Raw genomic sequence first — 13569 nt, forward strand, 5'->3', positions numbered from 1 at the left:
GGAGTCCGCCCATGTCGAAACCGCCGCTTCCCGACGAGGCCGTGGCCGTGCTGGAGAAGGCCAACCCGGCCGTCATCACGACGCTGCGGTCCGACGGCCAGCCGGTGTCCACGGCCACCTGGTACCTGTGGGAGCGGGGCCGGGTCCTGGTCAACATGGACGAGGGCCGCAAGCGGCTGGCACACATGCGCAACGATCCCCGCGTCACCCTCACCGTCCTCGACGAGGGCAACTGGTACACCCACGTGAGTCTCATCGGCCGGGTCACCGAATTCCGTGACGACGAGGGGCTGACCGACATCGACCGGCTCGCGAACCACTATCTGGGCAAGCGGTATCCGCAGCGCGCCCGCGGCAGGGTCAGTGCGTGGATCGAGATCGACCGGTGGCACGGCTGGGGCTCACTGAAGGACAGCGGCCAGGCGGGATGACGGACCGCGCCCCGGCCCGGCACGACCGCCCCGCTCCCCGTCACTCCTCCGTGAGGGAGAGCGCCTGGCTGGGACATGTTCCGACCGCCTCCCGCACGCCGTCCAGTGCGGCCTCCGCGGGCCGTTCGGCCAGGACGAGGACGGTGCCGTCCTCCTCGTCCTGGTCGAACACCGAGGGCTCGCTGAGCACGCACTGGCCCGCGCCGACGCAAAGCGTGGTGTCCGCGACGATGCGCATCGGTTCTCCTTCTCCTGTGCCGTCTTCGGGTGTCGGGGCGGGCGCTGCCACGGCTACCAGGTGACCGGCAGTTCGTGGAGTCCGTAGACGGTGCTGTCGTCCTTGAAGGGCAGTTCGTCCACGGGCGCGGCGAGGCGCAGTCCCGGAACGCGCCGGAACAAGGTCTCGAAGACCAGCTGAAGCTCCATCCGCGCCAGGTTCTGGCCGAGGCACTGATGGGCGCCGTACCCGAAGGCCACGTGGTGCCGGTCGCCGCGCCCGACGTCGAGTTCGCCGGGGCGGGGGAAGACGGCGGGGTCGTGGTTCGCGGAGCTGCCGAGCCCGAGCACGCCTTCACCGGCCCGGATGAGCGCTCCGCCGATCTCGACGTCCTCCGTGGCCACCCGGGAGGTGACGGCGTCGACGATGCTGAAGTAGCGCAGCAGTTCCTCGACGGCGTCCGGCACGGCGTCCGGGTCCTCGCCGAGCCGTGCCCGCTCGCCGGGGTGCTCCAGGAGGGCGAGCGTGCCCAGTGAGATCATGTTCGCCGTCGTCTCGTGTCCCGCGATGAGCAGCAGCACGGCGAGACTCACCAGGTCCGCGTGGTCGCCCCTGCCCGTCTCCCGCTGCTTGAGCACCTGCCTGCCGAGCAGGTCGTCGGTGGGGTCCTGCTCCTTCGCCGTGATCAACTCGTCGAGGTACGTGCGGAGTTCGTCGCGGGCCTGCTCGCGTCCGGCCATCGGCTCGGTCCGGCGCAGCAGCCGCGCCGAGCGTGACTGGAAGAACTCGTGGTCGGCGTACGGCACTCCCAGCAGCTCGCAGATGACCAGGGACGGGACCGGCAGCGACAGCGTGCGGACGAGGTCGGCCGGACGGGGGCCGGCCAGCAGGGCGTCCACGTGCTCGTCCACGATCTGCTGGATGCGCGGCCGCAGCGCCGCCATCCGCTTGACGGTGAACTCGCCGACCACCGCCCGGCGGGCCTGGCCGTGTTCGGGCGGGTCCATCGAGATCAGCGACAGCCGGAACCGTGCGGCCAGTTGCTGCTGCCCCTCGACGAGCACGGGGAAGCCTGGCCGGGTGCGGTCGGAGCTGAAGCGCGGGTCGGCCAGCATCGCCCGTACGTCCTCGTGCCGGGTCAGCGCCCAGGCGGTGCGGCCGCCGGGCAGGGCGACGCGGGAGACCGGTTCTCTCTCGCGCATCCGCTCGTACTCCGCGGGCGGTGAGAACGGGCACGTACGCGGGACGGGGAGCGTCACCGTGGGCTGATCGCTCGTCATGGAACCCCAATCAGGGACATGGACTTCACGTGGCGGATCTTCAACAGGGCGCCGTTTCACGGTAGTTAAGTGGATGATTTTCGTCCACATGGCGAGGTGAAAGAATCAGCCAACTTCCGTGGAAAGGCGGGGACATGGCGGCCGGCTCCAGCTCCAGCGCAAGCTCCGGGTCCGTGACGGACTCGGAGACCGATGCAGTGACGGGCTACGTGACGGACGCGGGGTCCTGCTCGGAGACGCAAGCGGCGTCCGCGGTGTCCGGCACCGCGTCCGCTTCGGCGACCGGTACCGGCACCGGCTCCGGAACGCCGCTGAGGGCGGACGCGCTGCGCAACCGGCGGAAGATCCTCGCGGCCGCCAAGGAGATGTTCACCCTCCGCGGGCCCGACGTACCGATGGAGGACGTCGCCCGCCGGGCCTCCGTCGGAGTCGCCACGCTCTACCGGCGTTTCCCCGACCGGGAGGCCCTGATCCGCGCCGTCGCCCGGGACACCTTCGCCCGCGTGCTGGAGGAGTCCCGCGCGGCGGTCGCCGAGGAGCCGGGCGCGTGGGAGGCGCTCGTACGGATGCTGTGCAGCTCCCAGGAGCTTCAGCTGAGCGTCCAGCTCGCCGTCCACTCCCGGCTGGTCCGCGAAACCGTCCGGGACGACCCCGGGACGGGCCGGTTCCGCGACGAGCTGCTCGGCGTCCTCGACCGGGTGGTGAAGGCGGCCCAGGAGGAGGGGACGTTGCGCCGCGACATCGGCACCGGCGACGTCGCCGCCCTGCTCTCGCTCCTGCTGCGCCGCGCTCCCGACCCGCCCGACGGCTCGGCCGGTGCCGCCGCGGAACGCGCCATGGGGCTCATGCTCGACGGCCTGCGGGCCCGCCCGGGCAACACGTCCCTGCCCGGAGACCCGCTGTCCGTGGGCGACTTCGACGAACAGCGCAAGCGCGACCTCCGCCGCTGACGAATCCCTGGGAAGGCGCCGGCGCCGCTCCCTTCCGGAGGGTTCTCGGGTGCCGGTTCCGGACTCCGTGATTTCCCCCGCACGTACAACACCGTCCCGCCGGGTAGCCGAAGGCGAGCACCGGAGCACACCACAGCAGGAGGGAGCCCCGCCATGGCCGGCGCGGACGAGGAGGCGCTCACGACGGTCACGGGCCGCGCCGCCCGGGGAACCGTGACGCAGCGCCTCATCGACGGCCACCTGGTCGAAGGCGAGGCGCGGCCCGACGAGGAGATCGGTCTGCGCATCGACCAGACCCTCACCCAGGACGCCACCGGGACGCTGGTGATGCAGGAGCTGGAATCGCTCGGCCTGGACCGGGTCCGTACCGAGGTCAGCGTCCAGTACGTGGACCACAACATCCTCCAGGCCGACGAGCGCAACGCCGAGGACCACGCGTTCCTGCGTTCCGCCGCCCGCCGCTTCGGCCTCTGGTACTCCAAGCCGGGCAACGGCGTCTCGCACCCCACCCACATGCAGCGCTTCGGCGTTCCCGGCAAGACCCTCGCGGGCTCCGACTCCCATACGTGTGCGGCCGGTTCGCTCGGCATGCTGGCCATCGGCGTCGGCGGGCTGGAGGTGGCGCTGGCCATGGCCGGCCGCCCCCTGTACGTGCGTATGCCACGGATCTGGGGCATCCGCCTGACGGGAGAGCTGCCGCCGTGGGTGAGCGCCAAGGACGTCATCCTGGAGCTGCTGCGCCGCCACGGAGTCAAGGGCGCCGTCAACCGCGTCCTCGAATACCACGGCCCGGGCCTGGCTTCCCTGTCCGCGATGGACCGGCACGTCATCGCCGGCATGGGCGCCGAACTGGGCGCCACCGCGAGCGTCTTCCCCTCCGACGACGCCGTGCGGGGCTTCCTGCGGTCCGAGGGCCGCGAGGAGGACTTCGTCCCGCTCACCGCGGAGCCCGGCGCCGTCTACGACCTCGACGAGGAGATCGACCTCTCGTCCCTCGAACCCCTCATCGCCCGGCCCTCCTCGCCGGGCGACGTGGTGTCCGTACGCGAGGTCGCGGGCCGGCCCGTCGACCAGGCCGTGATCGGCTCCTCCGCCAATCCCGGGCTGCGGGACTTCGCCGTCTCCGCGGCCATGGTCGCGGGGCGCCGCACCGCCGACGGCGTGAGCCTCGACGTCAACCCGACGTCGCGCGAGATCCTCCAGGACCTCACCCGTTCCGGCGGCACCCTCGACCTCGTCTCCGCCGGTGCCCGGCTGCACCAGAGCGGCTGCCTCGGCTGCATCGGCATGGGGCAGGCGCCGGCCGTGGGAAGCAACTCGCTGCGCACGTTCCCCCGCAACTTTCCCGGGCGTTCGGGGACGGAGGAGGACTCCGTGTGGCTGTGCTCCCCGGAGACGGCCGTCGCCTCCGCGCTGACCGGCGTCATCACCGACCCGCGCGACTGGGCCGCCGACGCGGGGATGGAGGCGCCGAACATCGAACTGCCGGAGCCGGCCGCCGTGAACACGCAGATGCTGGAGGCGCCGCTTCCCGTCGGCGACGCGGCCTGCGTGGAACTCGAACGCGGACCGAACGTCTCCGAGCTGCCCGAATTCGACCCGCTGCCGGAGACCCTGGAGGGCCCGGTGCTGCTGAAGGCGGGCGACGATGTCTCCACGGACGAGATCTCCCCGGCCGGCGCTCGGGCGCTGCCGTACCGGTCGAACATTCCGAAGCTCGCCGAGTTCACCTTCGCCCGCCTCGACCCGGACTATCCGCGGAGGGCTGCGGAGGCGGCCGGGCAGGGGAGCGGCAACGGGCACTTCGTCGTCGGCGGTGACAACTACGGCCAGGGTTCCTCGCGGGAGCATGCCGCGATCACGCCGCGCCATCTCGGGCTGCGTGCCGTCGTCGCCAAGTCCTTCGCGCGCATCCACTGGCAGAACCTCGTCAACTTCGGTGTGCTGCCGCTGGAGTTCGAGGACTGCGGCGACGGCGAGCGCATCAGCAGAGGCGACGTGCTCCGCCTCGACGGCCTGCGCGACGCCCTCGGGGAGGAGGCGGACGCGGCAGGAGGAACGTTGCGGCTGCGGAACGTCACCCGCGACGAGGCGTACGCGGTGAGGCACCGTCTCTCCGCCCGGCAGCGGGAGGTCGTACGGGCGGGCGGCGTCATTCCGGCCCTGGCGGCGGGCACGGCCGAGTCGGCGGACACGGCGGACACGGCCGAGTCGGCGGGCACGGCGGACACGGCCGAGTCGGCGGGCACGGCGGACACGGCCGAGTCGGCGGGCACGGCCGGCACGGCCGGCACCGCCCGGTAGCGGGCGGGTCGGTTCACCGCCCCGGCGGGTGCTTGCGCGATCTGCCCGGGACGGGGAGGCGGACGCGCTCGGCGGCCTTCGTCAGCCGCGGGTGCCGGTCGACCATCTCGCGCGTGTAGCGGTCGAGCTCCTCCGCGAGCCGCACCGACCGCTTCTCCACGTCGAGTTCGTCGAGCATCCGGTCGATCTCGGCGAGCAGGGCGCCGTGCAGCTGCCACTGCCGCGGATGGTTCTGCACGCCGGTGAGCAGCAGGTCCGCAACGCGGTCCCGGGCCTCACGGGCCGCGGAGAGTTCCTCCAGCAGCCGGGCCTCCGCCGTGTCCGCGTCCGCGGTGACGTCACTGGTGATGAGGACGGTGAACGCCTTGACCGCTCCGGCCAGATGGGCGAACAACTCCTCCAGCGCGGCGGCCTCCTGGGGCGGGAAGAGCGGTTCGTGCTCCCGGTTCGCGGCGAGGTCGGTCAGGGTCCGGGCGGTGACGCGCAGCACCACGACGCAGATCTCCAGGGTGTCGAGACCGGTCCGCAGCACGACTCGGGAGAGCAGCGCTTCCTTGACCCGCGGGTTGAGCTTCAGGCTCTCCTCGGCCTGCGCCAGCGACGCGTCCACCTGCACGATGTCGTGGTCGAGGCGCCGCGCTTCCCGAAGCCGTTCCGCGGCGTCCTCCACCGGGGTGTGGCGGCCGAGTTCCTCGCCGACGCGGCGGAGCAGGCGGCGCAGACGGCCGGCCAGATCCTCGATGGCTTCGCTCGCGGACTGCGTCCACACCGGCGGTACGAAGACCACGTTGAACAGCAGGCCGACCACGGCGCCGATGAGGGTCTCCACCACACGGTCCAGCGCCGTCTCGGCGACCCGGGTCACGCTGACACCCAGGACGAGCATGGCGCTGATGGCGACTTCCGGCACGAACTCGTTGACGCGTACGAGGTGTCCCACCGTCAGCGAGGCGAGGATCAGCACCCCCAGCGACCACCAGCTCAGGCCGACGAGATTGCTGAACCCGACGGCGACCAGCACCCCCGCCACCACGGCGTTCACCCTGCGGATGCCCCGGGTGAGGGTGGCGTAGAGGGTGACCTGGACGACGAGAAGCGTGGTCAGCGGAGCGAGCAGCGGCACCTGGGCGTTGCTGAGCCAGAGGGCCGCCAGGTAGCTGAGCACGGCCGCTGCCGTCGACCGCAGAGTCTGGGCGACCGCGGGTGCGTTGCGGCGCCGGACCAGGTCGGTGAGGGATTCGGGGACAGCCGGCACGCGGTGCCCTTTCCCGCTCCTGCGCGGAAGCGGGCGTGCGGCCGGTGCCTGCCACCCGAGTGGGCTTCGTGGCAGGTCGCGCGGGGGGGCCGCGGGAGCGTCACGCGCGGCGCGGATGCTCGGGCGCCGGGCGGCGGCGGACCGGCCCCGGATGCTCGGGCGCCGGGCGGCGGCGGACCCGCAACCGGGGGCCGCAACCGGCCCTCCGGTGGCGGGCCTCGGATTCGGTCCCCGGATGCGGGCCCGGCTCACGGTCGCAGCAGCGCGAGCAGTTGACGTACGAGTTCGTCCACGACCTCGTCGAGAGTCGCGTCGACCCATCCCGCGGACCAGTCGTGCACGAGGCCGTTGACGCTGCCGATGAAGGCGGCCGCCGTGAGGCGGTAGTCGCGGTCGGCGGCCTCGCCGCGCGCCGCGGCGGATGCCGCCTCGGCCCGGATCAGCTCGACCCAGCGGGCGCGCCGTGAGAGCCGCTGCTCGTCGATGCGAGGGCTGATGCCCACGATCTCGGTGAAGGCGATCCGTATGCGGCGCGGGTCCGAGGCGAGGTTCGCCGCGTACGCACGGAAGACGAAGCCGTAGCGTTCCGCGAAGGGCAGGTCCCCGGTCCTCTCGAGAGCGTCGAGGACCGCGGCCTCGGCCCAGTCGTTGACCTGGAGGTGCAGGACGGCGAGCACGTCTTCGAGGGTGCGGAACTCCTCGTAGAACTGACGGGTCGACAGCCCGGCGGCCTCGCAGAGCGCCGTGACGGTCGTCGACCGGTAGCCGGGGGAGTTGCCGAAGAGCTCAAGCGCGGCGTCGAGGAATCTCCGGCGCCGCTCCGCCTGCCGCTCGCTCGCCGGCTTGCCCGCGTAACGGCCGGTCGGCCGCCTGAGCCGTTGCTCCACCGCTCTCCTTCGCCCGCTCTCTCGCTCGCCTTCCGGCGGTCGTCTTCCCACAGGGGGGTTGAAGAACCCGGGGGCCGTCGTTACCTTCGGTAGTACCCAATGTGAACAGAGGGCTTTTCACATTGTGCCGCCCGGCATGCCACATGAGAAGTGCCTGGTCGGACGGCATGTGACGCCGAGTCACGCTCGCAGCGGAAGCCACCCCCAGCTGCCTGCTCTCCCCGCAGAGCCCCGCCGATCCCTGCGGGGAGAGCCAGGCATCCTCACGCTCGCCCCCGGTACGGCCGCAGGCCCGGCGGGCGCCGAGACGCTACGCGAAGGAGTGCCATGCCCAGACCCAGGACGAAGGCCGACGCGGACTCGCCGGGCCTCCCGCTCTCGCGCACCCGCCCTCGCCGGCGCCTGCTGCCGCTCGCCTTCGCCACGGCGCTCGTGGCCGTGGCCTCCACGACGGGCATGGCGGCCGCCGCACCCGCACCCGGCCCGGACAGCCGGAAGGCCCAGGGCGGCGAGAAGGCCGCGGGCCTCCAGGAAGTGATGTTCGTCGGCAACAACTGGGACGGCACCGCCGACGTGATCAAGTCCAGCGGCGGCTTCGAGAAGCTGGGCCGCATCAACGTCATCCCCGACAAGCAGGAGCGCCTGACCGAGATCTACACCAACCCGGTCAAGCTCGCCTACTTCCTGGGCATCCGCAACGGACCGGGTGAGGGGCACGACCAGTTCGTCGACGACATGTACTCCACGCCCGACGGGAAGGCCATGGTCGTCTCGCGTCCGAGCTTCGCCGACGTCGTCTCCGTCGACGTGGCGACCGGGAAGATCAACTGGCGCTTCCCCGTCTCCGGTTACCGCTCCGACCACATGGCCGTCTCGCCGGACGGCGAGCGCGTCGCCGTCTCCGCGTCCACCTCCAACACCGTCCACGTCCTCGACATCGGAACGGGGGAGGAGGCGGGCTCGTTCAAGGCCGGCGACAAGCCGCACGAGAACGTCTTCACCGACGGCGGCGAGTACTTGTGGAACATGTCGATCGGCGAGGTCAACACCGCCGCCGACGACCCCTGGCTGGACTGGACGAAGGGCGACCGCAGGATCACCGTCGTCGACGCGGAGACCTTCGAGGAGGTCAAGGTCATCGACATGCGCGACAGGCTCGACGCCTTCGGCCGCGAGGACCTCTCCGACGCCGTTCGGCCCGTGGCCTTCACGCCCGACGAGTCCACGCTCTACTTCCAGGTCTCCTTCTTCAACGGCTTCCTCGAGTACGACGTCGCCGACGACAAGATCACCCGCGTCAAGACGCTCCCCAAGAACCCCGGCACCAGCGAGGACCGCACCACCTGGGTCAACGACTCCCGCCACCACGGAATGTCGATGAGCCCGGACGGCGGCAAGCTCTGCGTCGCGGGGACCATGGACGACTACGTGACCGTCGTCGACCGTGACACCTTGCAGGAAGGGCCGCTGGTGCCCGCCTCCAAGCCGTACTGGGCGACGGTCAGCGGCGACGGCAAGTCCTGCGTCATCTCCGAGAGCGGAAGCGACCGGGTCACCGCCATCGACTTCGCCACCGGGGAGAAGACGGCATCGGTGCCCGTCGGGGACCACCCCCAGCGCGTCCGCGTCGCCCATGTGCCGGACGACTGGACCGGTCCGGCCGGGACCGGCGCCGCCCGCCGGTGAGCGCCGCCGTCCACACCACGCACGGGTGGACTTGGACGGCGGGCGCACACCGATCAGGCCGCTGAGGCCCCGCGCACGTGCCCGTGTCTGCGCCCTTGCCGTCGGCCGGCACGGGCACGGTGCCCGACGCGCCCGACGCAGCGGTCCCGCCCCCGGCGGACACGTGAGCCGGCATGTGAACCGGACACGTCCGCCGGGGGCACGCCGCGCCTCCGCACCGGCTGGCGCCCGCTGCCGACCGGCCCTCGCCTGCTCCCCAACGGGCCGGAAGCGGGGGCCGGTTGGAGAGCACATGCGTACCGCGCGGCCCGGCCGCCGCTCTTGCCCGCGCCACGTCCTCGCGGCGGCGCCGCCCGGCGAGTCCGGCGTCCATGTCATCGGAGACCGGCGCCCCCAAGGCCCGGCTGCCCGGGCCGGGCAGCGCGAACGAGGTCATGGCCCAGCTCTGGTGCCCACGCAGCGAACGCGTCCGTTCATGCCCACTTTTTTGCCCGGACATGTTTACGTCCCGGAGACTCCCGCGTACTGTGCCCCGGAAAGCAACAAGGTCGGGCATGGAACGGACGTAAATCCACATGTACGCAGCGGAGCGCCAGCAGGAGATCCTGCGGCTGGCCCGGGAGGGCGGGCGGGTCGACGTGCTGTCCCTCGCCGACGAGTTCGGGGTCACGGCCGAGACGGTCCGGCGCGATCTGAAGGCCCTGGGCAGGGCCGGGCTGGTGCACCGGGTGCACGGCGGCGCCATCCCCGCCGGGCGGCTCGACTTCGAACTCGACCTGTCCGAGCGGGACACCGTCGCCGCGGAGGAGAAGGACCGCATCGCCCAGGCCGCCCTGGCTGAACTGCCCGCCGACCGGAGCGTGATCATCGACGCGGGCACCACGTCGGCCCGTCTCGCCGCCGCCATCCCCGTGGATTCCACCGTCACCGTCGTCACCCACGCCCTGCCGGTGGCCGCGCGCCTCGCCGACCATCCGGGCATCGCGCTCCACCTCGTCGGCGGACGCGTGCGGCACCGAACACGTGCCGCAGTCGACGCGTGGGCGCTGCGCGCCTACGGCGAGATCAACGCCGACGTCGTCTTCCTCGCGGCCAACGGCTTCTCCCTCGGCGGCGGCCTCACCACCCCCGACCTGGCCGAGGCCGCCGTCAAGCACGCCATGATGGCGGCCGCGCGCCGGGTCGTACTCCTCGCCGACTCCAGCAAGTTCGGCAAGGAGCACTTCGGCCGCTTCGGCGACCTCAGCCACGTCGACCTGCTCATCACGGACACCGGGCTCGACGCCGACGACGCACGCTCCATCGAGGAGCAGGGTCCGGAAGTGGTGCGCGCATGATCCTCACCGTCACCCCGAACCCGAGCCTGGACCGCACCTACGAACTGCCGTCGCTGGACAGGGGCTCCGTCCTGCGGGCGGTCACGGACCGGGTCGACCCCGGCGGCAAGGGCGTCAACGTCTCCCGTGCCGTGGCCGCCGCCGGTCACCGCACGGTCGCGGTCCTGCCGCTGGGCGGTCCGGAAGGCGCGCTGCTCGCGCAGCTGCTCGGCGACCTGGGCATCGCGGTGTCCGGCGTCCCCCTGACCGGCTCGACGCGGGTCAACGCCACGCTCGTCGAAGCCGACGGCACCCTGACCAAGGTCAACGCGGCCGGTCCCGAGATCTCCGAGGCCGAGGCGGAGACGCTGCTGGAGGCGGTGCGCGCGCTGTCGGCGGACCCCGACTGGATCGCCTGCTGCGGGAGCCTGCCGCGCGGGCTGCCGCCCAACTGGTACGCCGAACTGGTCGCCCGCATCCACCGGGTGGGAGCGCGGATCGCCCTCGACACCTCCGGTGCGGCCCTGGCCGCCGCGCTCACGGAACGTCCGGACGTGGTGAAGCCGAACACCGGGGAACTCGCCGAGGCCGTCGGGCGTCCCCTGGCCACGCTCGGCGACGCGGTGAAGGCGGCGGAGGAGCTGCACGCACGCGGCGCCCAGGCTGTCCTGGCCAGCCTCGGGGCGGACGGTCAGCTCCTGCTCGACGCGTCCGGAACGTACTTCGGCAGCGCGCCGGTAGGTGCCGTCCGCAGCAACGTGGGCGCGGGCGACGCCTCGCTGGCGGGATTCCTGGCCGCCGGCGGCACCGGCCCCGCCGCGCTGGCGGCGGCAGTCGGCCACGGTGCCGCCGCCGTGCAGCTGCCCGGCAGCGCCATGCCCACACCGGCCGATCTCGACCTGTCCGCGGTGTCGGTCACCGAGGACCTGCCGCTGGACCGTGCACTCACGGAGCCGGCGCCTTGAACCCCCACGTGAACGCCCGAACCCTCACGTCCCCGACGCCGTCCGGCAGGGCGGCCACCGAGCAAGGAGAGCCGCGCCATGAGTGAGTTGATCACCGCGGAGCTGGTCGATCTCGACCTGTCCGCCGAGACGAAGGAACCAGCCGTACGCGCGCTGGCCGAGCGGTTGGTGAGCGCCGGACGCGTCACCGACCTCGACGGGTTTCTCGCCGACGTCGCCGCCCGCGAGGCCCAGATGCCGACCGGTCTGGAAGGCGGCATCGGCATCCCCCACTGCCGCAGCGAACACGTCACCGCACCGGCGCTGGCGTTCGGACGCAGCGCGCGGGGCATCGACTTCGGCGCGGACGACGGTCCGGCCGACCTGATCTTCCTGATAGCCGCCCCGGCCGGAGCCGACAACGATCACCTGTCCATCCTGTCGAGCCTGGCCCGCCGCCTCACGGACACGGAGTTCACGACCGCGCTGCGCGGCGAGCAGTCCCCGGACGCCGTCGCCGCCCTGATCCGCGGGGAGGAGCCGTCGCCGTCGCCGGCGACGGCGCCCGCGCCTGAGCCGACATCGGGGTCCGCGCCCGCGCCCGCGTCTGCGCCCAGGTCAGGGGCAGGGGCGAAGTCCGCGCCCGCGGGGCAGTCGCCGGAACCCTTCCGCATCGTCGCCGTCACCTCGTGCCCCACCGGGATCGCCCACACCTACATGGCTGCCGAGTCCCTCCAGAAGGCCGGTGAGGCCGAGGGCGTCGAGGTCGTGGTGGAGACACAGGGCTCCGGCGGGTTCACGCGACTGGACCCGGCCGTCGTCGCCGCCGCGGACGGCGTGATCCTCGCGCACGACGTGGGAGTGCGCGAGCAGGAAAGGTTCGCCGGGAAGCCCGTCGTCGACGTCGGCGTGAAGGCCGCCGTCAACCGGCCCGCCGAACTCATCGCCGAAGTACGGGAAAAGGCACGGCGCGGCGAGGTCAGCGCGCCCGCCGGGGAAGCGCCGACCACCGACGAACCGGACACCGCCGGGGAGCACTTCGGCACGCGGCTGCGCAAGTGGCTGATGACCGGCGTGAGTTACATGGTGCCGTTCGTCGCGGCGGGCGGGCTTCTGATGGCCATCGCCTTCGCCGTCGGCGGCTACGAGATCAACAAGGCGCCGTCGGTCGGGGAGCACTTCGTCTGGACCGAGGTGGCGAGCTGGGCCGCGTTGCTCTTCCAGACCGGCGGCGCCGCCTTCGAGTTCCTCATTCCGGTCCTCGCCGGTTACATCGCGTACGGGATGGTCGACAGGCCCGGGCTGGTTCCGGGCATCGTCGGCGGCTCCATCGCGATGACCATCAACGCCGGATTCCTCGGCGGACTGGTCGCCGGCCTGATCGCCGGTGCGGTGGTGATGGCGATTCAGCGGGTGAGCATCCCGCCGGTGCTGCGGGGCATCATGCCGGTGGTCGTGATCCCGCTGCTCTCGTCCCTCGCCGTCGGCTTCCTGATGTTCGTCGTCGTCGGCAAGCCGATCGCCGCGGCGCAGAAGGGCATGACGGACTGGCTGGGCGGGCTCTCGGGCGGCAACGCCGTACTGCTCGGCGTGCTGCTCGGCCTGATGATGTGCTTCGACCTGGGCGGCCCGGTCAACAAGGTCGCGTACACCTTCGCGGTCGGCGGCCTGACCCACCCGTCCGACGGGAGCCTCACGGTGATGGCCGCCGTGATGGCCGCGGGCATGGTGCCGCCGCTCGGCATGGCCCTGGCGACCACGGTGCGGGGGAAGCTGTTCACCAAGGCGGAGCGGGAGAACGGCAAGGCCGCCTGGGTGCTGGGGGCGTCCTTCATCAGTGAGGGTGCCATTCCGTTCGCCGCTGCCGACCCGCTGCGGGTGATTCCCGCCTCCATGGCCGGGGGTGCCGTCACCGGTGCGCTGACCACCGCGTTCGGCTCCACGCTGCGCGCGCCGCACGGCGGTGTCTTCGTCGTGCCGCTGATCGGCCAGCCGCTGCTGTACCTGGTGGCCGTCGCGGCCGGCACGTGCGTCACCGGCGGACTCGTCATCCTCCTCAAGCGCCGCCGGAACACGACCGGTGCGGCGACGGAGAGTTCGTCCGCCGCGGCTCCGGCCGGCTCCGGCCGCGAATCCCGGGAGTCGGTCCCGGCCTGAGTCGGGGCCCGGTCCCCGGGCCCGTTCCGGCTCCCGGCCTGAACGACCCGCTCGCGAGGGGCCCCGGCCCGCGGGGCTCCTCGCACCCTCAACACCCTCTCCGAACCATGCCGGAGGAGATCCACATGGCTCTGCCGACCGC

The 13569-nt window shown here is 72.3% G+C and carries 11 protein-coding genes; 7 read left to right on the top strand and 4 right to left on the bottom strand.

Features of this window, described 5'->3' with window-relative positions:
• Window positions 1–11: 11 nt before the first annotated feature.
• Entirely contained in the window at window positions 12–431 is a 420-nt protein-coding gene (locus EV375_RS22390; protein ID WP_130301211.1) for a PPOX class F420-dependent oxidoreductase, read from the top strand.
• Between the two features lie 40 nt (window positions 432–471).
• Here EV375_RS22390 and EV375_RS22395 read toward each other — a convergent pair whose 3' ends face one another.
• Window positions 472–669, bottom strand: coding sequence for a (4Fe-4S)-binding protein (locus EV375_RS22395; RefSeq protein WP_130301212.1), 198 nt, complete (start codon window positions 667–669; stop codon window positions 472–474).
• Window positions 670–722: 53 nt separating this feature from the next.
• Window positions 723–1928 (bottom strand): cytochrome P450, encoded by a 1206-nt coding sequence (locus EV375_RS22400; RefSeq protein ID WP_130301213.1) that lies wholly within the window; start codon window positions 1926–1928, stop codon window positions 723–725.
• Between the two features lie 173 nt (window positions 1929–2101).
• Between EV375_RS22400 and EV375_RS22405 the strand changes: the two genes are divergently transcribed.
• Window positions 2102–2878 (top strand): TetR/AcrR family transcriptional regulator, encoded by a 777-nt coding sequence (locus tag EV375_RS22405; RefSeq protein WP_486588643.1) that lies wholly within the window; start codon window positions 2102–2104, stop codon window positions 2876–2878.
• Between the two features lie 153 nt (window positions 2879–3031).
• Window positions 3032–5182 (top strand): aconitate hydratase, encoded by a 2151-nt coding sequence (locus EV375_RS22410; protein ID WP_130301215.1) that lies wholly within the window; start codon window positions 3032–3034, stop codon window positions 5180–5182.
• A gap of 13 nt (window positions 5183–5195) precedes the next feature.
• Here the strand turns inward: EV375_RS22410 and EV375_RS22415 are convergent, their stop codons facing one another.
• Entirely contained in the window at window positions 5196–6437 is a 1242-nt protein-coding gene (locus tag EV375_RS22415) for an aromatic acid exporter family protein (protein WP_130301216.1), read from the bottom strand.
• A gap of 248 nt (window positions 6438–6685) precedes the next feature.
• Window positions 6686–7324 (bottom strand): TetR/AcrR family transcriptional regulator, encoded by a 639-nt coding sequence (locus EV375_RS22420; protein ID WP_130301217.1) that lies wholly within the window; start codon window positions 7322–7324, stop codon window positions 6686–6688.
• 456 nt (window positions 7325–7780) lie between these two features.
• On the opposite strand from EV375_RS22420, the gene EV375_RS22425 reads away from it, so the two are divergent.
• From EV375_RS22425 to EV375_RS22440, 4 genes are all read left to right on the top strand, one after another.
• The gene (locus EV375_RS22425) at window positions 7781–9010 is read left to right on the top strand and encodes a YncE family protein (protein WP_486588773.1); all 1230 of its coding nucleotides are present in this window, start codon (window positions 7781–7783) and stop codon (window positions 9008–9010) included.
• Between the two features lie 575 nt (window positions 9011–9585).
• On the top strand, window positions 9586–10347 hold the full coding sequence (locus tag EV375_RS22430) for a DeoR/GlpR family DNA-binding transcription regulator (protein ID WP_130301219.1): 762 nt from the start codon (window positions 9586–9588) through the stop codon (window positions 10345–10347).
• A complete protein-coding gene (gene pfkB / locus EV375_RS22435; RefSeq protein ID WP_130301220.1) occupies window positions 10344–11291 on the top strand; it encodes a 1-phosphofructokinase in 948 nt (315 codons plus the stop codon). The genes EV375_RS22430 and pfkB overlap by 4 nt, the downstream gene beginning before the upstream one ends.
• Window positions 11292–11369: 78 nt before the next feature.
• A complete protein-coding gene (locus tag EV375_RS22440; protein ID WP_130301221.1) occupies window positions 11370–13427 on the top strand; it encodes a fructose-specific PTS transporter subunit EIIC in 2058 nt (685 codons plus the stop codon).
• The last annotated feature ends 142 nt before the right edge of the window (window positions 13428–13569 follow it).

The sequence above is a fragment of the Streptomyces sp. CNZ301 genome (assembly GCF_004217425.1).